The 24,354-nt window shown below is 42.9% G+C and carries 23 protein-coding genes and 1 pseudogene; 14 read left to right on the top strand and 10 right to left on the bottom strand.

The window, feature by feature from the left end; genetic code table 11:
• The 3 genes from BRC29_02390 to BRC29_02380 are packed head-to-tail and all read left to right on the top strand — an operon-like array spanning position 1 to position 3,064.
• Positions 1-1,506: an MATE family efflux transporter gene (locus tag BRC29_02390; GenBank protein PSG99534.1), complete on the top strand. Its 1,506-nt coding sequence runs from the start codon at positions 1-3 to the stop codon at positions 1,504-1,506.
• Between the two features lie 26 nt (positions 1,507-1,532).
• Positions 1,533-2,711 (top strand): cysteine desulfurase, encoded by a 1,179-nt coding sequence (locus BRC29_02385; protein ID PSG98954.1) that lies wholly within the window; start codon positions 1,533-1,535, stop codon positions 2,709-2,711.
• Between the two features lie 2 nt (positions 2,712-2,713).
• Positions 2,714-3,064 (top strand): hypothetical protein, encoded by a 351-nt coding sequence (locus tag BRC29_02380; protein ID PSG98953.1) that lies wholly within the window; start codon positions 2,714-2,716, stop codon positions 3,062-3,064.
• Here the strand turns inward: BRC29_02380 and BRC29_02375 are convergent.
• The gene (locus BRC29_02375; protein PSG98952.1) at positions 3,061-4,749 is read right to left on the bottom strand and encodes a glutamate--tRNA ligase; all 1,689 of its coding nucleotides are present in this window, start codon (positions 4,747-4,749) and stop codon (positions 3,061-3,063) included. The genes BRC29_02380 and BRC29_02375 overlap by 4 nt on opposite strands.
• Positions 4,750-4,894: 145 nt before the next feature.
• Positions 4,895-5,284: a hypothetical protein gene (locus BRC29_02370; GenBank protein ID PSG98951.1), complete on the bottom strand. Its 390-nt coding sequence runs from the start codon at positions 5,282-5,284 to the stop codon at positions 4,895-4,897.
• A 125-nt stretch (positions 5,285-5,409) separates the two neighbouring features.
• On the opposite strand from BRC29_02370, the gene BRC29_02365 reads away from it, so the two are divergent.
• The gene (locus BRC29_02365; GenBank protein PSG99533.1) at positions 5,410-7,341 is read left to right on the top strand and encodes a copper-translocating P-type ATPase; all 1,932 of its coding nucleotides are present in this window, start codon (positions 5,410-5,412) and stop codon (positions 7,339-7,341) included.
• Here BRC29_02365 and BRC29_02360 read toward each other — a convergent pair.
• A complete protein-coding gene (locus tag BRC29_02360; GenBank protein PSG98950.1) occupies positions 7,338-8,027 on the bottom strand; it encodes a hypothetical protein in 690 nt (229 codons plus the stop codon). The two genes, BRC29_02365 and BRC29_02360, sit on opposite strands and share 4 nt — an antisense overlap.
• Positions 8,028-8,095: 68 nt before the next feature.
• Entirely contained in the window at positions 8,096-8,551 is a 456-nt protein-coding gene (locus BRC29_02355; protein ID PSG98949.1) for a hypothetical protein, read from the bottom strand.
• Between the two features lie 278 nt (positions 8,552-8,829).
• On the opposite strand from BRC29_02355, the gene BRC29_02350 reads away from it, so the two are divergent.
• Both BRC29_02350 and BRC29_02345 read left to right on the top strand, forming a co-directional pair.
• Positions 8,830-10,197 (top strand): CRTAC1 family protein, encoded by a 1,368-nt coding sequence (locus BRC29_02350; protein ID PSG98948.1) that lies wholly within the window; start codon positions 8,830-8,832, stop codon positions 10,195-10,197.
• The gene (locus BRC29_02345; protein PSG98947.1) at positions 10,194-10,586 is read left to right on the top strand and encodes a DUF4864 domain-containing protein; all 393 of its coding nucleotides are present in this window, start codon (positions 10,194-10,196) and stop codon (positions 10,584-10,586) included. Before BRC29_02350 ends, BRC29_02345 begins: the two co-directional genes overlap by 4 nt.
• Here BRC29_02345 and BRC29_02340 read toward each other — a convergent pair.
• Positions 10,583-12,577: an excinuclease ABC subunit B gene (locus BRC29_02340; protein PSG98946.1), complete on the bottom strand. Its 1,995-nt coding sequence runs from the start codon at positions 12,575-12,577 to the stop codon at positions 10,583-10,585. The genes BRC29_02345 and BRC29_02340 overlap by 4 nt on opposite strands.
• Before the next feature lie 93 nt (positions 12,578-12,670).
• On the opposite strand from BRC29_02340, the gene BRC29_02335 reads away from it, so the two are divergent.
• Genes BRC29_02335 through BRC29_02325 form a run of 3 tightly spaced genes read left to right on the top strand, consistent with a single transcriptional unit; the run spans position 12,671 to position 17,941 of the window.
• Positions 12,671-15,505: an excinuclease ABC subunit UvrA gene (locus BRC29_02335; GenBank protein ID PSG98945.1), complete on the top strand. Its 2,835-nt coding sequence runs from the start codon at positions 12,671-12,673 to the stop codon at positions 15,503-15,505.
• A gap of 3 nt (positions 15,506-15,508) precedes the next feature.
• On the top strand, positions 15,509-17,200 hold the full coding sequence (uvrC, locus tag BRC29_02330; protein ID PSG98944.1) for an excinuclease ABC subunit C: 1,692 nt from the start codon (positions 15,509-15,511) through the stop codon (positions 17,198-17,200).
• Between the two features lie 57 nt (positions 17,201-17,257).
• A complete protein-coding gene (locus BRC29_02325) occupies positions 17,258-17,941 on the top strand; it encodes a hypothetical protein (GenBank protein PSG98943.1) in 684 nt (227 codons plus the stop codon).
• A 61-nt stretch (positions 17,942-18,002) separates the two neighbouring features.
• Here BRC29_02325 and BRC29_02320 read toward each other — a convergent pair whose 3' ends face one another.
• Complete coding sequence (locus BRC29_02320; protein ID PSG98942.1) at positions 18,003-19,358, bottom strand: deoxyribodipyrimidine photo-lyase; 1,356 nt, start codon at positions 19,356-19,358, stop codon at positions 18,003-18,005.
• 152 nt (positions 19,359-19,510) lie between these two features.
• On the opposite strand from BRC29_02320, the gene BRC29_02315 reads away from it, so the two are divergent.
• Positions 19,511-19,831 carry a hypothetical protein gene (locus BRC29_02315; GenBank protein ID PSG98941.1) on the top strand — a complete coding sequence of 107 codons (321 nt, stop codon included), beginning with the start codon at positions 19,511-19,513 and terminating at the stop codon, positions 19,829-19,831.
• Between the two features lie 25 nt (positions 19,832-19,856).
• On the opposite strand, the gene uvdE is transcribed toward BRC29_02315, so the two are convergent.
• The gene (uvdE, locus tag BRC29_02310) at positions 19,857-20,753 is read right to left on the bottom strand and encodes a UV DNA damage repair endonuclease UvsE (protein PSG98940.1); all 897 of its coding nucleotides are present in this window, start codon (positions 20,751-20,753) and stop codon (positions 19,857-19,859) included.
• Between the two features lie 111 nt (positions 20,754-20,864).
• Between uvdE and BRC29_02305 the strand changes: the two genes are divergently transcribed.
• Genes BRC29_02305 through BRC29_02295 form a run of 3 tightly spaced genes read left to right on the top strand, consistent with a single transcriptional unit; the run spans position 20,865 to position 21,942 of the window.
• A complete protein-coding gene (locus BRC29_02305; GenBank protein PSG98939.1) occupies positions 20,865-21,338 on the top strand; it encodes a hypothetical protein in 474 nt (157 codons plus the stop codon).
• Between the two features lie 39 nt (positions 21,339-21,377).
• Positions 21,378-21,614 carry a hypothetical protein gene (locus tag BRC29_02300; protein PSG98938.1) on the top strand — a complete coding sequence of 79 codons (237 nt, stop codon included), beginning with the start codon at positions 21,378-21,380 and terminating at the stop codon, positions 21,612-21,614.
• Complete coding sequence (locus tag BRC29_02295; protein ID PSG98937.1) at positions 21,580-21,942, top strand: hypothetical protein; 363 nt, start codon at positions 21,580-21,582, stop codon at positions 21,940-21,942. Before BRC29_02300 ends, BRC29_02295 begins: the two co-directional genes overlap by 35 nt.
• Here the strand turns inward: BRC29_02295 and BRC29_02290 are convergent.
• A complete protein-coding gene (locus BRC29_02290) occupies positions 21,939-23,255 on the bottom strand; it encodes a ribonuclease J (GenBank protein ID PSG98936.1) in 1,317 nt (438 codons plus the stop codon). The two genes, BRC29_02295 and BRC29_02290, sit on opposite strands and share 4 nt — an antisense overlap.
• A 123-nt stretch (positions 23,256-23,378) precedes the next feature.
• Here BRC29_02290 and BRC29_02285 point away from each other — a divergent pair, with 123 nt between their 5' ends.
• Positions 23,379-23,618 carry a hypothetical protein gene (locus tag BRC29_02285; GenBank protein PSG98935.1) on the top strand — a complete coding sequence of 80 codons (240 nt, stop codon included), beginning with the start codon at positions 23,379-23,381 and terminating at the stop codon, positions 23,616-23,618.
• Here BRC29_02285 and BRC29_02280 read toward each other — a convergent pair.
• A pseudogene (locus BRC29_02280) lies at positions 23,559-23,813 on the bottom strand (nucleotidyltransferase domain-containing protein). The gene BRC29_02285 and the pseudogene BRC29_02280 sit on opposite strands and share 60 nt — an antisense overlap.
• Positions 23,814-23,967: 154 nt before the next feature.
• Positions 23,968-24,252 carry a hypothetical protein gene (locus tag BRC29_02275; GenBank protein PSG98934.1) on the bottom strand — a complete coding sequence of 95 codons (285 nt, stop codon included), beginning with the start codon at positions 24,250-24,252 and terminating at the stop codon, positions 23,968-23,970.
• Between the last annotated feature and the right edge of the window lie 102 nt (positions 24,253-24,354).

Genomic DNA, 24,354 nt, shown 5'->3' with positions numbered 1-24,354 from the left:
CTGGCCGATACTTTCGAAAACCAGTTTAAATCCCGTGAGGAACTAGATCTTCTTGAAGGCCCTGTTGGAAAAAATCTCTTCTATCTATCGTTACCGGTTATCGTAATTAACTTACTGCACACCGCATACAATCTGGCTGATACCTTCTGGCTAGGCCAATACTCAGGAGAAGCACTTGCAGCTATTACTTTTGCTTTCCCTCTCGTATTCTTCCTGATCTCTCTCGGAATGGGTCTGGCGGTCGCCGGAAGCGTCCTAGTGGCGCAGTACGAAGGATCAGGTAAAACCAAGATGAGGAATTACGCGGCATCGCAGACAGTCGGTTTCAGTGCGGTTTTGTCGGGTTTGATCGGTTTATTTGGTTATTTTGTGATTGGTGATGTAGTCGGTCTTCTAGGAGCTACAGGAACTGTTGCAGCATCTGCCGAGGCATATCTCCAGATAATATCCATTGGCTTATTCTCGATGTTTGGTTTCCTGGTTTTCCAGTCGCTGATGCGTGGTTTTGGTGATACCGTAACGCCGATGATTCTGATGTTTGTAACGGTGATAATCAATATCGTTATCGATCCTTTGTTCATCTTTGGTTTTTGGATTATCCCGGAGATGGGGATCAGAGGTGCAGCAGTAGCAACAATTTTATCAAGACTATTGTCTCTGACGATTGGAATAGGGTTACTTTTCAGCGGAAGTAAAGGTATCAAAATATCATTGGCCAGCATGAAACCAGATGCCGAGTTTTTCCATAAAATAACGCGTATCGGTATTCCAGCATCACTTGAGGGAGCAGGAAGATCCATTTCAGTTAACGCTCTTACTGCAGTAGTCGGCTGGACTTTTGCAAACCCCATAGTTGCCGGTTTCGGTATCGCCATCAGAATCTTCTCCATGGTGTTCCTACCGGCTTCGGCAGTAGGCCGAGGCGTAGAATCGATGACAGGGCAGAATCTCGGGGCCGAAAACTATGAAAGAGCAGGCAAAACCGCAGCAACCGGTGCAAAATACACTTTCCTAATTCTGACTGCTGTTGGACTCTTGACATTCGTGTTTGCAGACTCAATTGCCTCAGTCTTCATCAGCCAGGCAGAGCCAAACAGCGAGTTAATAGCAAGCACTGCTTCCAAGTTCTTGAGATTCGTAGCTTTCAGCTTCGGGTTCATGGGAGTCTTAAGATCCTATAACGGAAGCTTCCGGGGTGCAGGAAAAACTGCTACCGCCGCAATAATATCAGTTACAACCCTGGGCGCAATCCGGTTACCGATAGCATACCTGGGAGCGGTAAACATCGGAACCAAAGGTGTATGGACAGCATTCTTCATATCCAACGTTGCAGGAGCCCTGATCGCATATCTATGGTACCAGAAAGGCACCTGGAAACAGATTATAACAAAGGAAGGTAGGGACGAAGATGAGGCGGCTGAGGAAACCGGAGGCTCCAATGACGGCATAACTGAATCTATCGAAGAATGGCTTGGAAAAGTATTCTCACACGGAAAGCAGAAGTAAAAAGATTCGCTTAGATTTTCTACCTTATGGAACCAGAAAAAATCAAGGAAGATTATCCAACATTCAGGAAAAGAGAAAACCTGGTATATCTAGACAACGCCGCAACTTCTCAAAAACCGAGACAGGTACTGGAACAGATTAACGAGTTCTACAGCGAGAACAATGCAAATATTGGGAGAGGGCTATACGATCTAGCGAATGATGCAAACACCTCATATAGAGAGGCAAGAGCAAAAACAGCAAACTTTATCGGTGCAAATCACTCTGAAACAGTTTTCATAAGAAATACTACCGAGGCGGAGAACCTACTGGCTCACTCTCTAGATACAAATGGAGAGATAGTACTTTCGAAGATGGCTCATCACTCAGAGCAGCTTCCGTGGAGAAGAAAAGCGGAGAAAGAAGACTTGAATATCTCTTACTTAGAGACGGAAAATGGAAAAATATCTTTGGAGGACGCCCGGAAAAAGATAGATGAAAATACCTCACTTGTAGCTATTTCACATATTTCAAATGTGTTTGGCGCTGAAAACCCTGTAGAGAAGATCACGAAGATCGCTCATAAAAACAATGCATTGGTAGTGCTTGACGGAGCTCAGTCAGTTCCACATATGCCGGTTGATGTGAAGGAACTTGGCGTCGATTTTCTCTGTTTTTCGGGTCACAAAATGCTCGGTCCTACCGGGATAGGAGTTTTATACGGCAGGAAAGAGCTTTTGGAGAAAATGGATCCATATCAGGTCGGAGGCGGTATGATCCGAAAGGTTACCGAGAAAGAAATCGAGTATGAGAAAGTACCTGAAAAGTTTGAAGCCGGAACTCCAAACGTAGCCGGAGCAGTAGGTCTCGACGCAGCTATTGACTACCTGGAAAACATCGGCATGAATGAAGTCTACAACCACAGCCAGGAGATATCGGCTTTAATAATCGAAGAACTTGAGGAAGCAGAAGGAGTAAATGTTCTTTCACCGGGAGGAGCGAACCTTGTCTCTTTTACAACCGAGTTCGCCCATCCACATGACGTTGCAGAGGTGCTCAACCAGAATGGAGTTGCTGTGAGAGCCGGGCATCACTGCGCACAGCCACAGATGGAGGAACTTGGGATCAGTGGTACAGCAAGAGTATCCCCTTATATCTACAATACGGAAGAAGATGTGGAAAAATTGGTTGAGGCAGTAAAAGAAGTCAGAAAGGTGTTCCAGTAGGGATGTATAAAGACGAAATACTTGATCTCTACAAGAATCCTCGGAACGTAGGGGAGCTTGAGACGGAATACCATGAGGAGGGAGAAAACGCCAGTTGCGGTGATTCAACTGAGATCTTCCTTAATATAAAGGGGGGGAAGGTTGTGGATGTCAAACACGGGACTGAAGGATGTGCGATCTCCACGGCGTCAGTTTCCATTCTAACTGATGAAATGAAGGGGATGGAAATTGAAGAGCTAAAACGGCTTGACAGGGACTGGATGCTGGACAAACTTGGAATAGAGGTTTCAGCTTTACGGGTGAAGTGCGCTGTTTTAGGTCTTAAAACGGCACAGAAATCTCTTGAAGACTAGTTATGTGCAAAGTAGAATTTCTTTTTCTCACCATCATCGGATCGAGCAAATCCAAATCTCTCGAACTGGATTACTTCACCAGGATTGATAACTGCATCTTCAACCCTTCCTCTGATTTCTGAACCGTCCGGCATGTAGACCGTTCCTTCAGGTGAATCCTCTGGAAGCCAGTGTATGATATCAGCGTCCTCTTCCATAGCCTTCTTATGATCGCCCTCAATAAATTCTGCTGATCGATCATCTTCATCCACACTGATGTTGCATAATCCCTTTAGCCTGACAAATCCATCCTGGAAATCGTTCTCCTCAATAAGTAACTCAACCTCTCCGTTTTCAGTTTCTACATCTACATCTCTAGTGCCTCTGTCAGGATAATCAGGGTGGAGAGGCAGATCAGTTTCAATGTTTTCCGGTAGTTCACGTATTTTTAATCTTACAGGGTTTTTCACGAAAAAGTGCCTGTCCGCTTGCTCATCAATTATATCAGTATTCTCTGACTCAAGTGTTTTGATTGATGCCTCGACATTGTTTTCGCTTACTCCCATGTCAATAAAGAAGTTCTGGATAGCATCCGGCTGGAAACCTCTTTTTCTCAATGCTCTGAGAGTTGGAGCTCTGGGATCATCCCAGCCATCAAGTTCTCCTTTCTTTATCATCTCTTTTAGATAGGATCCGGATACAGGGGCGTTGAAGCCTGAGATCTGGACATCTCCCCAGTAACGGACATAAGGATACTCCCAGTCGAAGTAATCATAGATGTATTTCTGCCTCTTGGTTGAGGCTCTGAGATCTTTTCCACGGACAATATGAGTAGTACCCATTTCATGATCTTCAATCGCTCCCTGGAAGTCAAGCATGGGCCAGACCCGGTACTCGTCACCGGTAACCGGATGATCCGGGTTCTCAATTATCCTGAAAGCGACGAAGTCTCTGATCGCCGGGTTCTTGTGATCAATATCTGTTTTTATCTTCAGGGTTGCTTCACCCTCGGAAATCCCTCCGTTCTTCATTTTCTTCCAGTTGCCCATATTTTCCTCTATCGAGGTATCTCTGTGAGGACATGGCTCTCCTTCTGAACGGTATTTGCTTCCCTCCTCCTGTGAGCAGAAGCATACATAGGCTCTATATTCTTCAATCAGTTTCTCTGCGTACATGATATAATTGTCAAAGTTTTTAGAGCTGTAACGTATTTCATCCGGTTTGTAGCCCAGCCACTCGTAATCCTCTAGATACATCTCATAAGCATCGTGCTCAGCGGTCTTCAGCGGTCTCTTCTTTCTTGGATCTGTATCATCAAACCTGAGGATCAGCTTGCCATCGTACTTGTCCCGGAGCTCACCGTTGATAACCATTCCTCTGGCGTGTCCGATGTGGGGCGGCCCGTTCGGGTTGGGAGCAAATCTTACAACAACCTCTTCATCCTCTCCAACATCCAGATCGGGGATAGGGTCGTGCTCCTGTTTCTTCTCATCAAACTCGTATTCTTCAAGTTTTTCTTCCTGTTGTTCAATAGATAGCTCGTTGACTTCCTGGGCGATTTTCTGGGTCTTCTGCTGTACCTCGCCTTTGTTTTCGAATTCTTCCTCTGAGAATATCTTTCCTATCACTGATCCAGGGTTACATTCACCGCCGTGATCTACCGCATTTCTTAAAGCGTATTTCCGGGCTATTTCCTCTAAATCCATGAAAGAATATTTCGAAAGAAATCTCTATAAAGTGAACGATTCTTATCATTGAGAAGAAACCATTTCTTCTCGGGTTTTAATTTATGGATAGCTCTCAGGCTCCAGTGAACCAAGTCGCATTAATATTAGGTATTCACTGCTTTGTCTATGCTGAGGCACAGTGCTTACAGCAGTAAGTCTCCCCATCTGTATCGTAACCTCCAGAGTAGATCTCGCAGCCACATTTCTCACAATCCTCTACCTGGTTCTGTATCGAGGCCTCAAGTATCTCTCCGAAACTGTTCAATTTCTCGGAAGCAAATTCGTTTCCATCATCAGTCAGTGAGTAGATTTTCTTGTTACGTCCGCCTTGTTCCACGGATACAAGGCTTCTTTTTTCCAGATCCGAGAGAAACGGGTAGATGAAGGATGTACTCGGTTTCTCGCCGATGTTTTCCTCGATTCTATCCATTATCTCGTAGCCGGTCTTTTCACCTTCCTGCAAAAGTATTAGGGTGTAGAGCCGGAAGACGTGATGAATTTTCAGATCATTCATAAACTATCTCTTTGAGTCCAAGATGTTTAAAACTGGGTGATGTATCATTATATGACAGGTGAAAATCTTTTTTGGATCACGATGAAGACCAAGACTCAGGACATGGACACAAACACCACGAAGTAATGTTCAGAAAGAAATTCTTCATCTCCACAGCCCTATCAATACCAGTCCTACTTTACTCCTCATTTGTCCAAGGCTTACTCAACTTCTCAATGCCGACAGTCACGGGAAGCTCGCTCGTCGTACCGGTTTTTTCGATTATAGTCTTCGCTTATGGAGGCTTTCCGTTCATCAAAATGGGTAAAAATGAGTTAGAGAACCGGGAGCCTGGTATGATGGCACTTATTTCACTCGCCATCTTCGTTGCCTTTACTTATTCGATGGCGTCTCTGTTCCTCTCCGGAACCTCTAGTTTCTTCTGGGAACTGGTTACTCTTATTGATGTCATGCTTCTAGGCCACTGGATAGAGATGAGGTCCGTAAGAAAAGCCTCTGGAGCACTCAAAGAGCTTGAGAAGCTTATGCCAGATACCGCGGAAAAGATCACAGATAACGGGGACACCGAGGAAGTCAAGGTCTCAGAACTTCTGGAAGGTGACAAAGTTCTTGTAAGACCCGGTGACTCGATACCGGCGGACGGAGAAGTATACGAGGGCGAGTCCTCAGTTGATGAATCCATGATAACAGGCGAATCAAAGCCTCTCAATAAATCTGAGGGAGACGAGATCATAGGAGGAACTGTTAACAATGAAGGGTCTCTGAGGATCAAGATTACAGCGACAGGAGATGAGACCGCACTCTCAGGTATCATGGGTCTTGTGGAAGAGGCTCAGGAATCAGAATCAAAGTCCCAGAAGCTTGCGGACAGGGCAGCAGGATATCTCTTTTACATATCACTCGGATCAGGCCTTCTCACAGGTATAGCATGGACCCTAGCAGTCGGCTTCGGATTGAATATGATCGAACGAGTAGTTGCAGTTCTTGTAATCGCTTGTCCACACGCACTAGGCTTAGCCGTACCTCTTGTCGTATCGATAAATACTTCGATGGCAGCAAAGAACGGTATTCTGGTGCGTGACAGGATCGCAATGGAGCAGGCAAGGAAGCTGGATTCGATAGTCTTCGATAAGACAGGGACTCTCACAGAAGGAGAGCAAAAAGTACTAAATATAGAGGCAGAAAACGAAGAGAACGCATTGAGGAAGATGGCTGCAGCAGAATCTGACTCCGAACACATAATTGCACAGGCAATCAGAGAGAAAGCAGACGAGGAAGGCCTCGAAATTCCTGAATGCTCAAACTTTGACAGTATATCCGGTAAAGGCGTGAAGGCGGAAATTGAAGGTGAGAAGGTCTATGTCGGAGGACCTAACATGTTAAAGCATCTCGGAGTCGAACATGACTTCAAGGATTTCTCTCAAGAAGCGGGTGAGAGAGGCCGTACAGTACTTTACCTTGTGGAAAACAACGAGGTAAGGGCTGCAGTGTCATTGGCTGACAAGATACGTGGTGAGAGCCATGAAACGGTTGGAAAATTGCAGGATCGGGGGCTTGAGGTCGCGATGCTTACAGGAGACTCTGAAGACGTTGCAGCCTCTGTCGCTGAGGAACTGGGTATTGATACCTACTTTGCCGAGGTTTTACCTGGTGACAAGGATTCAAAGATTCAGGAGCTTCAGGATAAAGGGAAAAAGGTTGCCATGGTTGGTGACGGAGTGAACGATGCTCCAGCACTGACTCGTGCCAATGCTGGTATTGCTATTGGTTCAGGAACTGATGTGGCGATAGAATCCGCAGAAGTTATCCTGGTAAAAAACGATCCTCTAGCAGTTGTTAGACTGCTGAATTTATCTGATCTGAACTACAGCAAGATGGTCCAGAACCTCTTCTGGGCTACAGGTTACAACGCCCTGGCGATCCCTTTAGCAGCAGGTTTAGCAGCACCGATTGGGATTATGCTTTCACCAGCGGTCGGTGCAGGGATAATGTCGCTGAGTACTGTTATCGTAGCGATAAATGCACAATTAATGAGGAGAAAAAGCATTGAGGCCTAGCTTCTGTAACGGCATTTTATCTCATCTCTTCTCTCTTCTTCTATTTTTTCTTTCTTATCTTTTTTTTCAGGAATGATTCTCTCGCCGTATTCACCGCCGCCTCCCGGTATCATCACTATTTCATCGTTTCTGAACTTTCTGATACTTTCTGCGACTTCTTCATCAATCTTGGCCAGCTGCTGGATATCCTCCTCGATAAGTATATCTACTTCTGTGCCGAATTCCTTGTTTAAGGCATCGTATCTCTTCTCAACCGTATTAGTCGTGGCGGAGGCGTGGCCGACTGTGTACTGGATTACTTTGGCTAGCGGAGGAAGATGAAGGTAATTTACAGGGTAATCTGGTTCCTTGTCGGCCAGTTCATTTATCCTGTCATTCACTCCTTTCTTTATGGTGCCGGAGCATTCCTGGCAGCTCCAATCAAACTCTTCGGCCTGAGTCAGAGAATACTTTTGATGACAGGAATTACAGGCAGAGCAGTGATATTTTCCCTCTTTCGGATTGAGTCCTACATTCAATTTCATCTCACCGGCTTTTCCGTGAAACAGTTTTTTCAGACCTTCAAAGCTTTCCTCTGAAAGCTTTGCCCGATTGAATTCCCTACCAAGCCGGTGATGCCACGGGCTGTGAGCATCACTATTTGAAAGAAAGATCAGATTATCATGTTCAGATATTTTAGAAGCCATCTCTGAGTCCGCTGATAGGCCTAATTCGAGAAAGTCTAAATTATCAGTTTGGTCAGCGTAGCACTCCTTTAGCGAGTTTTTTTGCCATATATCGCGGTATAGGGTGTGAAGGCATGACAAGGACCGACTAGGCAGCCATGCTTTTTTACTATTTCTACTATTTTCTGGCCGTCTGCTTTGATTCGCGGCCTTCCCTCTCTTCTTATATCATCGCTGAGTTCCTGGAAATCTCGGTAGGCATCTTCCACTGTTTCAAGATCTGGGAATATTATCAGATGATGTATCCTATCTTCATCTTCCACCTCAGTCGTTGGGATATATTTGATGTCTTTATGTTCCAAGTATCCGTTTTTCTCCACGGTTTCTTCCTTTACATGATTGAGCCATTTTGGATTCAAAATGTCACCGGTCCCGACCATTTCTAGGCCTTTCTTTTCTGCTTCTTCGGCTATTGTGGGTATCTCCATCTCCGGTGATACTCCGCCAGAATGTTTTCCGTGAATGTGGAGATCAAAGTCTGTCATTTTCTATCAAAACTACTGTGGTCCCAATTTTTTATGGAACCTGAAATCTCTAAAGAATCCTGAGTATTCAGGAGATGTTTCTTATCTAAATTTACTGGCTTTGGAAATAGCTGTTTGTCCAGTATTATTGAGAACATTTGGAACGGGGATAAATCCAGTCAGCCATGTTTTAATTAATCGCTAGACAGATAAGTTATAATATGCCCGATGTAGCGAGTTCTTCACGTTCTGTTTATCTTTATTTAGCAGTGTTGCTAGTGATTATATTGGGTGCATCCATGGTTTCGAATGATAACTCAAGCCAGAAAAATGAAACAAGTTATGAGGGATTTGAATCACAGACCAACTTGATTGAGGATAACAGAGAGATGAGGAGGTACGGCCTTGCGGCTATAGAATCAAAGGGTGAAACGAAGGTATTTGTTACTGGATTTGGCGGACCAAATTCTTTGTATCGTTGGAAAGACGGAAACCTAGTTGATGATACTCCTGAAAATTTGAAGGATCCGGATGACAATGCTATTGGCGCTGCGGCTTGTGATATCGATGAGGATGGCCAAGAGGAACTTTATGTACTGACGACGGGCGGGCAGTTCGGCGGTAAAAAATCAGGTACCGATAAATTATATGATAGACAAGGAGATAGTTGGGTGGATCTCTTCGAAGACTCGACAGTTCCTAACAGATACTCCGGGAGATCTGTAGCATGTACATATACTCCTGAAGGATATGCTTTTTTCGTGGCCAGATACGGAGGTCCAATGCAGGTTATAACAGATACCGAAGATGGATTGAAAGATATAGCTCCCAGATACGGTATGGACAGGGAAACAGGTGGCAGAAGTATTGTTAACCTGCCTACAGAAAACGGCATTGATATTTTCGTAGGAAATGAGAGAGGACCTAACTTCTACTATGAACAAGGTCCTGATGGTTATGAGGAGAAAGCTAGGTCACTGGGTATAGCAGATGAGGCTCTACCTGCAAGAGGAGCTACAGTATATGATAAAGAAAGTGATGGGGACTTTGATCTAGCCATCTCTAACTGGAATTCACCACATAAAATCTATGAGAAAACCACTGAAGGATTTAAGGAAGTCCAGACCGAAGAATTCAGTGAACCTTCCCCCGCTAGAAACCTGGTGGCAGCGGATTTTAACAACAATGGAGAGACGGAGCTTTTCCTGAACAATATCGCATCAAGGGGAGAAGCAGAAAACAGATTCTTTGATTCAAAAGGCAATCCATTGGAGATTGGAGAGGCATCAGAGCCTCAAGGACTTGGAACCGGTGCAACAGTTACAGATATTGATGAAGACGGAACTCTAGAGTTAATTCTCGCACATGGTGAGGCCGGCAGACAGCCTCTGACAATGTATAAAATACCTAACAACGGAGATTCTGTCAGGCTGCAGCCTCTCTCCCCGTCAGGTGCTTCGGCAAGAAACTCCTACGTTAAACTTGAGGATGGCTCCGTTCATGTCATGGATGGTGGTTCAGCTTACCTAAATCAGATGGAACCCTGGATACATCTCGGAGGAAAAAACCTGCCTCTGGAAGTAGAGGTAAATTACCCAAACGGTACAAGTACTGAAGTCAATATCACGGAAAAAACCCAGAAAATACCTCATCCTGAAACGAAGTGACTGAAAAGAATAAAATCCCAGGGCCGGAAAAAGATTTATCTCCTCTGGATGCTGTAGAGATTCAGATCAAGGCGATGGCGAACAACGATGAACCATACAAGGATGCTGGTATAGAGACAGCTTTCAAGTTTGCCTCACCTAAAAATAAATCAAGCACCGGACCAATTGAGAGGTTCAAGAAAATGGTGAAAAATCCCAGATACAAGTATATGCTTAATTCACAATCTTACAGTGTTGAAGAGACCGATATTTCCGAGAAAAAGGCCTCAATCAAAGCCGAAATAGAAAATAAGGGTTCCACCGTGACCTATGAATTTAATCTAAGTGCCCAGGATTCAGGCGAGCACGAAGGCTGTTGGATGACTGACAGTGTCCTTAGGATAGATTAGAGATCCATTTCTTCTTTAATCTCATCTATCCTGTCACGATACTCTGCCGCCAATTCAAAATTCAAGTTCTCAGCCGCATCATCCATCTCTTTTTTCAGGCCTTCAATTACTTCCTCCGCATCTTCCTGATCCTCAATCTCATCGCCTTCCGGAATTTCCTCAACCTCCTCATCCTGACCCGGCAGATTAGTTTCCTTGATTTCCTTCTCTACCGTCTTCGGGTTCTTATCATTTTCCTCATTAAATTCTTCCTGAATCTTTCTTCTTCTCCTGGTCTCAGAAATAGCATTTTCCATGGCTTCAGTTTTTTCGTCTCCATACAGTATTGTATGACCCTGAAGGTTTCTTGCCGCCCTTCCCATGGTCTGAACCAACGCAGTCTCGGATCGCAGAAAACCGGTCTGGTCAGCCTCCAGTATTGCTACAAGAGAGACTTCTGGTATATCCAGGCCTTCTCTAAGAAGGTTGATTCCTACTATACAATCAATCTCTCCTGCCCGGAGTTTTTGGATAATCTGATGTCTCTCCAAGGTATCTGTCTCATGGTGCATATACCGGGCGCTGATACCAGCTTCCTGAAGGAAATCGGAGAGATTTTCAGCCATATTCGTACTCAAGGTTGTAACAAGTGTTCTTTCACCTTTCTCAGCTCTCTCCCGGATCTCGGATATCACATCCTCTACCTGGCCTTCAGTCTCTCTTATCTCGATAGTAGGATCTACCAGGTAAGTAGGCCTGACGATCTGTTCTATAACTTTTCCTGATCTTTCAAGTTCATAATCTGCTGGTGTAGCAGAGACATAAAGTGTCTTATCAGTCTTATCCTTGAACTCATCGAATTTTAAAGGCCTATTATCCTGGGCTGTTGGAAGCCTGAAACCATTCTCTATCAGGTTTTCCTTTCTCGCCCGGTCTCCCTCGTACTGGCCTTTGATTTGAGGAACGGTCTGATGTGATTCATCTATCACCGTAAGAAAATCGTCCGGAAAGTAATCCAATAATGTGTATGGTGGATCGCCTCTTTCCCTGTCAGATAGATGCACCGAGTAATTCTCTATCCCTGAACAGTAACCTGATTCCCTGATCATTTCAAGGTCGAATTTTGTTCTTTCCTCTATCCTCTGGGCCGAGACTTCATCTCCAATAGACTCGAAATGTTGGATTCTTTCATGCATCAGATCCTCAATCTCCTCTAAGGCCTTCTCCATCTTTTCATCGGGAGCAGAGTAATGAGTGGCAGGCCTCAAAAGGATCTTGTCTTTTTCCTCTACTGTCTCGTTTTCAAGTGGCTTGAACTCAGTGATCTTCTCTATTTCATCTCCCCAGAAACTGATTCTGTATGCGGTATCCGAATACATCGGGAAGATATCCAGTGTATCGCCTCGGAGCCTGAACTTTCCCTGCTGGAAATCCTCATCATTTCTCTCGTACTGGATATTAACTAGCTCGTTCAGTATATTGTCACGGGTCATACCCGAGTCTTTTGAAATCTCTAGTCCGAGATCACGGTAGAAATCAGGGTCTCCTAGTCCGTATATGGCTGAGACTGATGCTACAACTATTACATCATCGCGGGTCAAAAGTGAGTTTGTCGCTGAGTGCCTCAATTTCTCGATTTCCTCATTAATCGATGCGTCTTTCCCGATGTACGTATCGGAGCTGCTGACATAGGCTTCTGGCTGATAGTAATCATAGTAAGATACGAAGTATTCTACAGCGTTGTCCGGGAATAGGTCTTTGAATTCTTCATAAAGTTGGCCGGCTAGAGTCTTGTTGTGTGCGATGATCAAGGCTGGTTTCTGTATCTCCTCTACTACCCAGGAAACTGTATTAGTTTTTCCGGAACCCGTGACTCCAAGTAAGGTCTGTTCCTTCAATCCTTCTTGGAAGCCTTCCGATAGGTTTCTGATGGCCTGTGGCTGGTCACCTGCAGGGGTGAAAGGTGCCTCCACGTTAAGTTTATTTGAGATTCTGTTTTCCGATTCTGTCATGAAAGCAATTTCTCTAATAACCGTTTTATGATTAACAATTCAATTTTTTCATAAGGCCTTTTCTGGTCAAAACTATGATTTAGATTTGATACCATGAGTGCAGAAAATGAATTTATCAAGGTAAGAGGAGCAAAGGAAAATAACCTGAAAAATGTTGATATTGATATTCCTAGAGGCGAGTTTAATGTCGTGACAGGTCTTTCAGGTTCGGGTAAATCCACGTTGGCATTTAGTACGGTGTTTGCTGAAGGTCAGAGACGTTATATGGAATCCCTTTCATCGTATGCCAGAAAGTTTCTGGATCAGATGGATAAACCGGAAGTCGAGAAGATCGAAGGTCTCTCCCCGGCTATCAGCATTGAACAGAATACCTCCGGGACTACACCAAGATCTACAGTGGGAACTGTGACAGAGATACATGATTACCTCCGCTTGCTTTATGCACGGATTGGAACGCAGTACTCACCTGAGACAGGAAAAGTGGTCGAGAAAAAATCGGTAGGTGACATCGTTGATGAAGTACTGGAACTGCCAGAAGGCCTCAAGATTAAGATACTTGCACCGGTGAAAACTGAAGACTTTGAGAGCAGACTAGAGGACCTCAGAGACAGAGGATTCTCAAGAGTAAATACCGATAAAGAATACGATATAACACTAGATGATCCTGAACCGGGAGAAGAATTCGAGATAGTTATTGATCGATTGAAGGCCTCAGAGGATTCAAGATCCCGTATCTTTGAGGCTGTAGAATCAGCGCTGGAGGAATCAGGGGGAGAGATCTGGGTCGAAATAAACAATATTGAAGATGAAACAATCGATACTGAGGAAATCGATGATAAAGAGGTTCTGCGGTTTTCAGAGGGTTTCTCTGAGCCAGGGAACGATAGAGAGTTCATGGAACTGGAACAGAGAAGCTTTTCATTTAACTCTCCTCTGGGAGCATGTGATGAATGTGATGGTCTCGGAAAATCCGAGGCAGCGGATGAGGACCTGGTCGTACCGGATAAATCCGAGCCTTTGAAAAATGCTTTAGCACCATGGGACTTCGGCAAGGATTATTACAGGAAAGCCATCACCGCCTTCGCCAATCATTTTAATGTCAGCGAAGAGACATCTTTCGAAGATTTAGATAGGGATATACAGGAAGCGATTCTTCATGGTCCAGATGAACCTATCTACTATACAGTGGAAAAGATGCGAGGACATGGATTGCGGGAAAAAGAATTTGAAGGAGTTATGGAACATATCAACCGCAGGTTCCATGAAACCTCAAGTGAAAGTACCCGTGAAAGGCTTAGAGAGTTCATGAGTGAATCAAAGTGTCCTGTATGTGATGGATCAAGGCTCTCGGAACAATCAAGAAATGTCGAGGTAAACGGTATCCAATTAGAGGAGATCAATAAATCAAATATTGATGAAGCCTATGAGATCTTCGAATTTATTGAAAAGGAATTGACTGAGAGGGAAAGAGAAATCGGTTCAGAGATTATCAAAGAGATTCGTGAAAGACTTGGATTCCTGAAACAGGTCGGTCTTAACTACCTGACATTGGATCGTGAAGCATCTACGCTTTCAGGAGGTGAGGCACAGAGAATCCGTCTGGCAACCCAGATAGGTTCAGGTCTTACAGGTGTACTATATGTTTTGGATGAACCATCAATAGGTCTTCACAGACATGACAATGAGAAACTGATTAATACACTGGAAAATCTTAGAGATCTTGGAAACACTTTACTGGTGGTCGAACACGACTGGAACACAATCAAACGGGCTGACAACATAGTTGATTTAGGTCCTGGACCTGGTAAGAGAGGTGGGGAAATAGTGGCTCAGGGAACACAAGAGATGGTAGAGAAGGCTTCGGAATCAGTCACCGGTGATTTTCTGTCAGGAGAGAGAAAAATTCCTGTACCCGATGAGAGAAGAAACGTTGAAAAATCTCTGACAGTGAAAGGAGCCCGTGAACACAACCTGGAGAATATTGATATAGAAGTGCCTCTGAACACTCTGACAGCGATCACAGGTCTTTCAGGATCAGGAAAATCCACTTTCATGCATGATATCCTGTACAACCAGTTAACCAAGGAATTAAACGACAATCAAACAGTGAAAGTTGGAGAACACGATGATATAGAGGGAACAGAACAAGTTGAATCTGTGAGGATGATAGATCAGTCCCCAATAGGAAAAACTCCCAGATCGAATCCCGGAACTTATACAGGAGTATTCGATTACATCAGAGAGCTCTTCGCAGAGACCAAGCTATCGAAAAAGAGAGGTTATGAAAAAGGAAGGTTTTCCTTCAATGTGAAAGGCGGAAGATGTGAGAAATGTAAAGGCCAAGGCACCGTCAAAATCGATATGAACTTTCTCTCCGATGTCTACGTAGAATGTGAAAAATGTAACGGAAATAGATACAACAAAGAGACTCTAGAAGTAAAATACCGCGGGAAAAATATCTCCGAAGTCCTTGGTATGGAGGTAGAAGAGGCCTATGACTTTTTCCAACATGATAGAAGAATCAAGAAACGTTTGAAGCTCCTGAAAGATGTAGGACTTGGTTACATGGAACTAGGTCAGCCATCGACAACACTATCTGGCGGTGAAGCACAAAGAGTCAAGTTAAGCGAGGAACTAGGCAAGATCAGAAATGATGATGTTCTTTATCTACTGGATGAGCCTACTACAGGCCTTCACTGGGAGGACGAAAGAAAGCTAATCGAGGTCCTTCACAGACTCGTGGACAACGGTAACTCCGTGCTTTTAATCGAACATGAACTGGAGTTAATCAAATCAGTAGATCACATGATCGATCTGGGGCCTGAAGGTGGAGAAAACGGAGGTAAAATTGTCGCAGAGGGTACACCTGAGGAAGTCGCCAAAAACCCAGAATCATATACCGGAAAATATTTGGAAAACATGATCTAAACCATGAAAAAAGAAAAACTCTCTGAGAAAATTGCAGAAAAGCCTGAGGAACCTGGAGTCTATATCTTCAGAGAAGACGAGGTACCAATCTATATCGGCAAGGCGGTCAACATCAGAGAACGTCTCAGATCTTATACTGATCCAAGAACCGTCCAAATTGGAAACATGGTCGAGAGAGCTGATTCAATCGATCACAGGGTTACAGAGGATGAGAAAGAAGCACTGCTTCTAGAAGCTAACTTGATCAAAAGGTTTCAGCCCAGATACAACATTAGATTAAAGGATTCGAAATCATATCCAGTAATACAATTCAAAGACGAACAGTATCCATCTATAGAACCTACAAGAGATCCTGAAGATGAGGCAACGGTCTTCGGACCTTTCACCGAGATGGGAAGAGTTGAAAATGTGATCAAGGCCTTGAGAGATATCCACGGTATCTGTTCACCCAAATGCAAGAGAAGAGAATCAGAGGGAGATCCATGTCTAGATTATCAGATGGGTCTATGCTCAGCGCCTTATGCCGACAAAGTATCTGAACAGGAGTATGAGGAGAACTTGGAGAAGGCACTTGATCTTTTCCGAAAGAATTCTGGGGAATTTGTCGATGAAATTAAATCCCGCATGGAAGAGGCTTCAGAGGAGAAAAAATTTGAAAGAGCCGGGACCTTAAGGGATTACATTGAGGATGTCAAGAACCTGAGAGGAAATGAAAAAATCAGGGATTCAGGAATCAAACATGTTATCGCATCTAACAATGACTTTGATAGAATAGGCCTAGTTGTACTAGAGGAAAATACTATACAGGATAAGAGATTCTACAGCTTAAATGAACTCGCAGAAGACAAAGTTGAAGCCCTAGAGGCATTCATCAAACAGTTCTATGCCTCGGATTCCCTACCGGAAAAACTTATTGTAGAGGTCAATATTGAGGACAGAGAGATTGTTTCATGGCTGGAAGATGAGGGTGTAGAGTTTTCAAGGCCTGAGGACGGCAGAGAAAGAATATTGATGGATTCTGCTCAGAATGCAGCGGAGAAATTGAGGGATTCTAAAATGGCCAAACTGGGCGATGAACTTGGAATCGAACTAGAAAGAATGGAGTGTTTCGATGTCAGCCATACCGGAGGAAAAGAAGTCGTAGGATCTAATGTAGTGTTTGAAGATGATGAACCGGTTAAAAGCGATTACCGGAGAAAGAAATTAGAGGAGAAAAACGATGATTACAACAACATGTATGAGCTGGTGAAATGGCGTGCAAAGAGAGAAGTAAAAGGCAGGGATGAAAGACCTGTACCGGATCTTATATTGATTGATGGTGGAAAAGGACAGTTAAAAGCGGCCGCGAAGGCAATTAGAGAACAGAATCTTTCAGTATCGGTCCTAGGAATTGTAAAACCAGATGATAAGATCATAGGTTTGCATAGGAACCCTGATTTAACGGATGGGGCAAATAACATTCTCTCTCAGATGAGAGATGAATCACATAGATTCGCTAAAAAATATCATAAAAAGAGGAGACAGAGAATCAATCCAGTACTAGAAGAAATTGACGGTCTAGGCCCTGAGAGAAGGAAGTACCTGATGAAGAACTTTGATCTGGATGAACTCCGTGAGATGGATGTCTCAGAGCTAGAGGAACTGAATGGGATTGGGCCTAAACTGGCTGAAAAAATTATCCAATCATTAGATTAAATCCTAAAACACATGCATATGGAATAGCACAAAAATATTATTTCAAAAAATTAGTGTATGAAGTTAAGCAAATTCTGTCCATCATGCGGAGATGAAGCCAAGATCCTTTACGGCGATAATGTGAAATTATGTGGTAACTGCTATACTAACTCCAATAAATTACTTGATTTACCGGATAAAGATAGTTTAACAATCTGTGAGAACTGTGACAGGTTGTTTGAAGAGGGGAAGTTATACGGAAGATTTACTGACAGGGAGATATGTGAGAAATATTTTGCAGATCACACGAATAGCTCAGAAAAGATAGAGTTTGAAGTATCGAGAAATGAAGACAAATTGCTTATCGATTATCAGGTATCAAAGAATGATTTAGAACAATCTGGAAGCATAGAGTTAGTTCTAAAAGAAGATATCTGTAGGGAATGTAAAGGATTTGAAGGCGCATTCACCAAATCAAAGATACAGCTGAGAGGAGACAGTATAGATAGAATATCCGATCATATCATGGACAGATGTCAAAACTTGGAAGAAAAAAACTTTGATGATTTCTTAGTTAAGAAAAAAGATGTAGAAGGCGGATACAACTACCTATTATCTACTGAACACATGAGCCAGAAAGTTATCAATAGCACAAAGAAAAAATTTGAAGTCAGGACTTCAAAGAGCTACAAAATTATAGGAAAAGAAGACGGGAAAAACATCTACAGAAACACAGTACTCATAAGACCAGAAAAAGGCTAAAACGATCGCAAAAAACTCTCAAAGGCGACAGCAGAGTTTTAGCTTACCCAACTCTAGAAGGTTATTCATAGCCTAGAGCTTTCTCAAACATAGCCTTTCCCATGTGGTATCTCTGGTTGAAATTTATGATAGGATCTGGATAATCTGTATCGTATTCATTTCTCTCTTTCTGCCCCATTTCCACCCAGTTATGGATGGAATCTGGATTAAGTTCTCTGAGCTCTGGAACCCAGCGTTTGATGTATTCTGCGTGTGAATCGTACTGCCTCCCTTGTTTTACTGGATTGAATATTCTTATAGAGACTGAATCTGTTCCGGTTGATGCTGACCATTGCCAGCCACCGTTGTTAGACGGAGTATTGTGATCTACTAGATGCTTCCTGAAGAATCTGGCTCCTTCACGCCAGTCAATCATCAGATGTTTTGTCAGAAATGATGCGACATTCTGTCTTAAACGATTGTGCATGTAACCTTTTTTGACCAACTGTCTCATACCCGCATCTACGAATGGAACACCGGTTTCTCCTTTCTTCCAGGCCTGAAGTTCATCGGATTTGTTTTTCCATTCAATTTTCTTTGGAATATCCCTGTAATTTTCAGTTACGGCTTGAGGATTGCGGTAAAGAACCTGGTAGAAGAACTCTCCCCAGGCGATCTCGTTCCTATACTTCGCATAATTTTTGATATGGTGGGAATTATCTTCGCGGTTAATTTTATTTTCTATATCAGATAATACTTTTCTCTTCCCCAACATTCCGGAGCTATAGTACATGGAAAGTTTTGAGACATACTCAGGATTTGCAACATCATCTCTCTTGTCCTTGTAATTACTCATCCTCTTGTCCCTAAAATCTTCCCATTTCTCCAGAGCTGCATCCTCCCCGGCCTCCGGAATATCTGCTCGAGCCTCCGTATCAAAATCAGGTACCTCACTTTTCACATCTGCAAGGTTTTCTGGTTTCTCTGCTAGCGAGGCCTTTTTCACCTTCTTCCATTCCCTGTAGAAAGGCGAGAAAGTATCATATTCCTTCGAGAGCTGTCGGGGCTCAACCAAGAGATTATTCTGCATACCTTGAGACTCGACATTTAGTGCCTCAATTTCTTTTCCTATCTCCCTTCCCGTAGGAGTGTATGTCCTGCCGTAATAAACTTTTTCCGCGTCAAACTCGTCTACCAGACCTTCTAGCTCATTCTTTGTCTTGCCCTGTTTGATTATCAGGCCTGAACCTCTTTCCTCGTATTTCTCCGCTAATTTCTCAAGACCTCTTTCCCTGAAAGCTCTCTTGTTCACTCCATTTTTGTTTTCGATCCGAGGATCATCAATATAAACTGGTACTGTTTCAGAAGATTTTGAGGCAGCTCTTAGAGGCCTGTTATCATGGATTCTGAGGTCGTTTCTATGAAGGAATATATTCATAATATTTGATCGGTTACAAGATTTAAATCAACCAGATAGAAATCCGTTTACCGGCTAAGTTCTGGCTGAAAGAAAACTGAAGGCGTTTCCCTTCAAATTCTCGTCAGGAAGATTTCAAGTTAATAATGGTGAAATAGATTAGCTTAATTGTAATGGATCTAGGCGGCGCTGATATGGAAAGGCTGAGAGAAATATATCTTAACTTGACGGAAAGAATACTACCCAGACGAGCGAAAGAAAACGGATGGGTTATTGTCTACGATCATTGTTTCCAGAGAGTAATATTAGATACTGTATTCGGAGACTGCTGGTATAATTACTTGGATAAGCAGGCAGATAAACCGGCTTACAAACAGATGAGTAGAGAACAACTTATCCAAGCAATCGAGGTCTCGAAAAAGATAGAACAGGAAGGACAGAGATTCATCGAAGAATTAAACGAAAAAAGCCTGGAATATAGAGGCGAAGCATAACATAGTGTCGAGTATTAATTTAGAGTTAAGGTTTATTTCTGTAATTCAGTAAGGCCTTTTCCTTGTTTTTGGCCTCTATCATAACATAAATTTTTTGTCCGAAAGTCTTTATCGGTCCTTTGATGTCATCTGAATGGCTCTGAGGCCTTGAGTCTTCTTTTCCGTGTTCATCTCTTGATTCACTGTAATGCATAATCGGTTTTTGATCCCAGGTCTCAACAGAATTTTTCAAAGCCTCTTCATGAGTTAGATTTCTTCCAGAAAATCGGTGATGTAATCTATCATACACTACCGGTATCCCGATCTCATCATGGACTGATTCTATCAACTCTGATACACTCCAGAGGGATTCTTTGTCATCATTTTCCACCGTTAGTCTTTCCTGGGCTGATTTTGAAAGCTTTCTGTAGTTTTTACAGAACCTCTTTGCGGTCTCTTCCTTATCTTGGTAATGGGCGCCGATATGTATGTTAATAGAATTATAGGTGGTTTTTTCCGCACCCATGATGTCTAAGACTTTTCCATGGAAATCTAGTTCGTCTATAGCCTTTTGAGCGACTCTTTCTGTTGGACTAGCTAATTTTACGAAGTGTCCGGGATGAAATGTCAGCCTTTGATTGTTTTCCTGTGCTAAGGAACCTATCCTATCCAGGAGTTCATCAATTTCAGCATGATTCGGGAGCTTCTTGAATTCATACTTATTATGCCACGGGAGAAATTCAGAGGTTATCCGGTAGAAATTGATATCATTTTCATTTTTCCATTTCACAATTTTTTCCAGATCCCTACAATTCTGTTCGCCCAGTTTCGCTACATAATCCAGGCCTTTTTCATTGAATGTTTTTTTCTGCATGCCCCTGTTTACCCTTATGCCTTCATCACGGAGATGCATATTTCTATCAGCATAGCCTAAGTTATCCATAATTAAATTCTGATGTCAGATATTATCAAAATGTCTAATGTATAGCGGTTAATTCAAATTGGAAGCAAATCTCACAACAACCTCTTTATATTCCACAGTCAACTTTTTGGCATGGACGATCGAACCCGAAACCTTGCCGCTGGACTGATCCTCATTGTCGGCGGGGCATTGTTAAGTTATGGCTTGTTCCAGCAACCGTCTACCGCAACATTCGTTGATGATTCAGGTGAGGAGCTGGCCACAATAAGTTACGAAACCGCTGTTAGTGATACGGAGAAGAGAGAAGGATTGATGTTACGGGAGGAGCTAGATGAAAATCATGGAATGATTTTTGTCTATGATAAGTCTGAGAAAAGATCTTTCTGGATGAAAAACACCCTGATACCGCTAGATATAGTCTTTCTAGATTCTGAAAAAAGGATAATCAACATTGAGAAAGCATACCCTGAACCGGATGCGGCCGACTCCGAACTTAGACGATATCAAAGCGATGCTCCCGCACAATACGTCATCGAGGTCAATCAAAATTATACTGATAGAAATAATATTGAATCTGGCGATACTGTGAAATTCTCTACTAAATGAGCCAGAAGAAGTATAAATATTGGTATATGTACACAGACTATGGGATCAAAAACTATATCTTTGAAAGATGAGGCCTATGAAAGACTGAAGGCTCTAAAAACAGGGGACAAGAGCTTTTCGGATGTAGTTCTGGAGTTGACTGAAAAGGAAAGTGGTAAACGAGATTTTGAGAAAATTGTCGGCGATGGTATAGATGCGAGTTTTGAGGAACTTAAGGAGATGAGAAAAGTAGCCGAGGAGGATGAGAACCGTGAAAAATTATTACGCAGACACTAGCTTCATCATAGATCTATTCAACGCTGATGAAAAAGCAGATCATATGTTAGAAAATATAGATAATTTATTTACCGGAGCACCTGTAATATATGAACTAAACAAGTTTCCCAAATACGAATCTGATTTCACTGATAAAATACTCAATCTGAGTCCTGAAGATGTAAGAGAAGCAGCTAAGACATGGAGGAACCTGAATGTAAACGGTAAGAGAATTGGTGAAATCGATCATTTGATTGCCGGACAAGTAATCAATCGAGAAATGACATTAATCACGAGAGATAAAGATTTCAAAAAGATAAAAGAAGTAGAAGCGGAATATTACCGCTAGTTGATCTCGATTGTTCTACCGTTCTCGCTGATGAAGACATCTTCTTCCAGAGTGTATCCTTCTTCCCTGGCAAGTTCTACATAGCTTCCTAGCTTCTGGACTGTTCCGTGTGATGGAACAATGTTGCTGGGATCAAGCATCTGTATGAAGTCTCTGTGATCTTCTTTTTTGGCGTGACCAGATGTATGAACATCTTTGTAGAGCCTTACTCCCTGACTCTTCATCTTCTTTTCCAGGCTGTACCTGTTTGCCTGTGTGAGAGGTGTCGGGATAACCTGTGAGGAAAAGATTACATGATCGCCTTCTCTGAACTTGAATGGATAGGTTTGGGAAGCAATCTTATCCATCTGTGCACCGGGTTCCCCTTGGTTTCCTGTCGCAACAACAAGCCATTCTTCTCTCGCTCCCTCAACTTTATCCATTACCTCTTCACATTCATCGAAATAGGAGACAACCTCTACATCTGAGAGATCTATAAGGCCGAGATCTTCAGCCGCCTCTGTATACTCTCTCAACGATCTTCCGACGAAAGCAACTTTTCTTCTCCCATCGTTAGCATCTAGGACAGTGTTCAGCCGTGAGATCTGGGATGAGAATGTGGAAAGGATTACTGCTCCGCCTGCATCGTAACATGAGTCAAGAACGTCTCTAAGCTCTACTTCGACGGATTCTTCCGATCTGCATCTTCCTTCATCTTCAACTCTTGTGGTTCCCGGTATCATAAGTTCGATTCCTTCTTCTCCTGCAGTTCTCATCTTCTCTATATCAGTTGTTTCTTCTATTACAGGTGAACGATCAATCTTCATGTCATTACCGTAAATTACTCCTCCTTCCGGAGTTTTCAACCAGCTCAGGGTTGCTTGGGGAATTGAGTGGTTGACGTGGATGAACTCCAGATCCAATGCATCGGAGATTTCGTATTCGTCTCCTTTCTCTACTGCTATTACAGGGTTTTGAATATTTTTTCTATCGTCTTCTATCTGTTTATCAACAATCTTTTTTGTATAAGGCGTACAAAGAATCGGACAGTCGTATGCACCAGCAAGCTTTGGAATTGCTCCGACGTGGTCCATGTGTCCGTGCCCGATTACGATAGCACGTACATCTGCATCACTTTCGTATAGAACCTCGTCTTTGGGGATTGCCCCGGTTTCAAGTGTCTGGTTGGTTGTCATCTCGTTTACTTCTCCATCCGCATTAATTACTTCCTCCATCTCATAGCCCATGTCGAAGATAACTGCTTCGCCATCGACTTCAACTGCTGTCATATTCCGGCCAACTTCTTCATAGCCGCCTAAAGTGTGTATTTTCATAGTGTTTATCACGTTCTAATGTTACTAAAATCGAAGATGAGCTTTATAAACTAATTAACAGGCAGATCGCTTTCAGAATCAAAGTCGTCTATCGTTTTCCAGTTTCTCTTGCTTTATATCAGAATGTACCTTGAGCTTGTTGACATTCTCCTCCAGTTTCTTCAGCTTGGATTCAATCTCTCTTTTTCACGCCAAACCCTCTTAAGCAAACTTCTTAAGCCTATAATCAGCATGTCTGTCTTCATAGAAACTCCAATCCAAGTATTCTCTCAACATCCTGGATTCTATCTCTGCTTTTCTGGTTTAAGAACTGGAATAAATGATCTTTCCTTCAGAAATCACATTGTACTTGAGAAGAAATGAGGCAGAATTCAAAATTACTAAATCCGTTTCCTCACCTAGTATTTTAGCTAGATTATTGAGAATACTGATCTTCTTATCAAAAACCTTTTCGGACTCAAAACTTTCTTCTAGATAGACTGCAATATCTATATCACTTCTGTCAGTATCTTTCCCGGTCGCTACAGATCCAAAAACATAAGCTGTTTCTACATCCTCATCCTGTTCAAATTATTTTCCTTATCTCAGATTCATTCTCCCTAAATACCTTTCCAGCTTTTATATTGCTCATGGAACTAAGCTAGGCTAGCAGTCTTTTATAATTCGTAACTATGGGCGTAAAAAAGAAGTCAATAAACTAGATTACGGTTTTTCAAGCTATCAGGAGCTCCTGCGTCTCTATCCGTTCAGCTATCAATGGATGAAGTGCTTTCTCGGTCACAAGATCAACATCCGTACCAAGCTCTTCAGAGAGCTCTCGCTCAATCCTGGAGATTTCCATCAGGCTTTTTTCATCCAAGAACTCAACCAGTATATCAATATCGCTGTCAGTATCAGCTTCTCCTCTAGCATAGGAACCGAAAACCGATACCTGTGCTGCTTCTTCTCGGCTTAACATCCGTTTGATAGCCTTTTTATCGGATTCTGTAAGATTCATGGAAGTTTGATGATGTCAAAAGATTAAGTCATTTGCCCCGCCAGCATTTATGGCTATCAGGCGCTTTTGACTCGGTTCACGTGGACATTGGAAAACTACTTA

The sequence above is a fragment of the Nanohaloarchaea archaeon SW_7_43_1 genome (assembly GCA_003009795.1).
In the GTDB taxonomy this organism is placed as follows: Archaea; Nanohalarchaeota; Nanosalinia; order Nanosalinales; family Nanosalinaceae; genus SW-4-43-9.
Note: the sequence above shows the minus strand (reverse complement) of the source record. Positions and strands in the feature narration are given on the sequence as shown.

Coding starts and splice junctions, on each gene's coding strand:
- BRC29_02385 (PSG98954.1), top strand. CDS start 1,533: ATGGAACCAGAAAAAATCAAGGAAGATTATCCAACATTCAGGAAAAGA.
- BRC29_02380 (PSG98953.1), top strand. CDS start 2,714: ATGTATAAAGACGAAATACTTGATCTCTACAAGAATCCTCGGAACGTA.
- BRC29_02375 (PSG98952.1), bottom strand. CDS start 4,749: ATGGATTTAGAGGAAATAGCCCGGAAATACGCTTTAAGAAATGCGGTA.
- BRC29_02370 (PSG98951.1), bottom strand. CDS start 5,284: ATGAATGATCTGAAAATTCATCACGTCTTCCGGCTCTACACCCTAATA.
- BRC29_02365 (PSG99533.1), top strand. CDS start 5,410: ATGTTCAGAAAGAAATTCTTCATCTCCACAGCCCTATCAATACCAGTC.
- BRC29_02360 (PSG98950.1), bottom strand. CDS start 8,027: ATGGCTTCTAAAATATCTGAACATGATAATCTGATCTTTCTTTCAAAT.
- BRC29_02355 (PSG98949.1), bottom strand. CDS start 8,551: ATGACAGACTTTGATCTCCACATTCACGGAAAACATTCTGGCGGAGTA.
- BRC29_02350 (PSG98948.1), top strand. CDS start 8,830: ATGGTTTCGAATGATAACTCAAGCCAGAAAAATGAAACAAGTTATGAG.
- BRC29_02340 (PSG98946.1), bottom strand. CDS start 12,577: ATGACAGAATCGGAAAACAGAATCTCAAATAAACTTAACGTGGAGGCA.
- BRC29_02335 (PSG98945.1), top strand. CDS start 12,671: ATGAGTGCAGAAAATGAATTTATCAAGGTAAGAGGAGCAAAGGAAAAT.
- uvrC (PSG98944.1), top strand. CDS start 15,509: ATGAAAAAAGAAAAACTCTCTGAGAAAATTGCAGAAAAGCCTGAGGAA.
- BRC29_02325 (PSG98943.1), top strand. CDS start 17,258: ATGAAGTTAAGCAAATTCTGTCCATCATGCGGAGATGAAGCCAAGATC.
- BRC29_02320 (PSG98942.1), bottom strand. CDS start 19,358: ATGAATATATTCCTTCATAGAAACGACCTCAGAATCCATGATAACAGG.
- BRC29_02315 (PSG98941.1), top strand. CDS start 19,511: ATGGATCTAGGCGGCGCTGATATGGAAAGGCTGAGAGAAATATATCTT.
- uvdE (PSG98940.1), bottom strand. CDS start 20,753: ATGGATAACTTAGGCTATGCTGATAGAAATATGCATCTCCGTGATGAA.
- BRC29_02305 (PSG98939.1), top strand. CDS start 20,865: ATGGACGATCGAACCCGAAACCTTGCCGCTGGACTGATCCTCATTGTC.
- BRC29_02300 (PSG98938.1), top strand. CDS start 21,378: ATGGGATCAAAAACTATATCTTTGAAAGATGAGGCCTATGAAAGACTG.
- BRC29_02295 (PSG98937.1), top strand. CDS start 21,580: ATGAGAACCGTGAAAAATTATTACGCAGACACTAGCTTCATCATAGAT.
- BRC29_02290 (PSG98936.1), bottom strand. CDS start 23,255: ATGAAAATACACACTTTAGGCGGCTATGAAGAAGTTGGCCGGAATATG.
- BRC29_02285 (PSG98935.1), top strand. CDS start 23,379: ATGTACCTTGAGCTTGTTGACATTCTCCTCCAGTTTCTTCAGCTTGGA.
- BRC29_02275 (PSG98934.1), bottom strand. CDS start 24,252: ATGAATCTTACAGAATCCGATAAAAAGGCTATCAAACGGATGTTAAGC.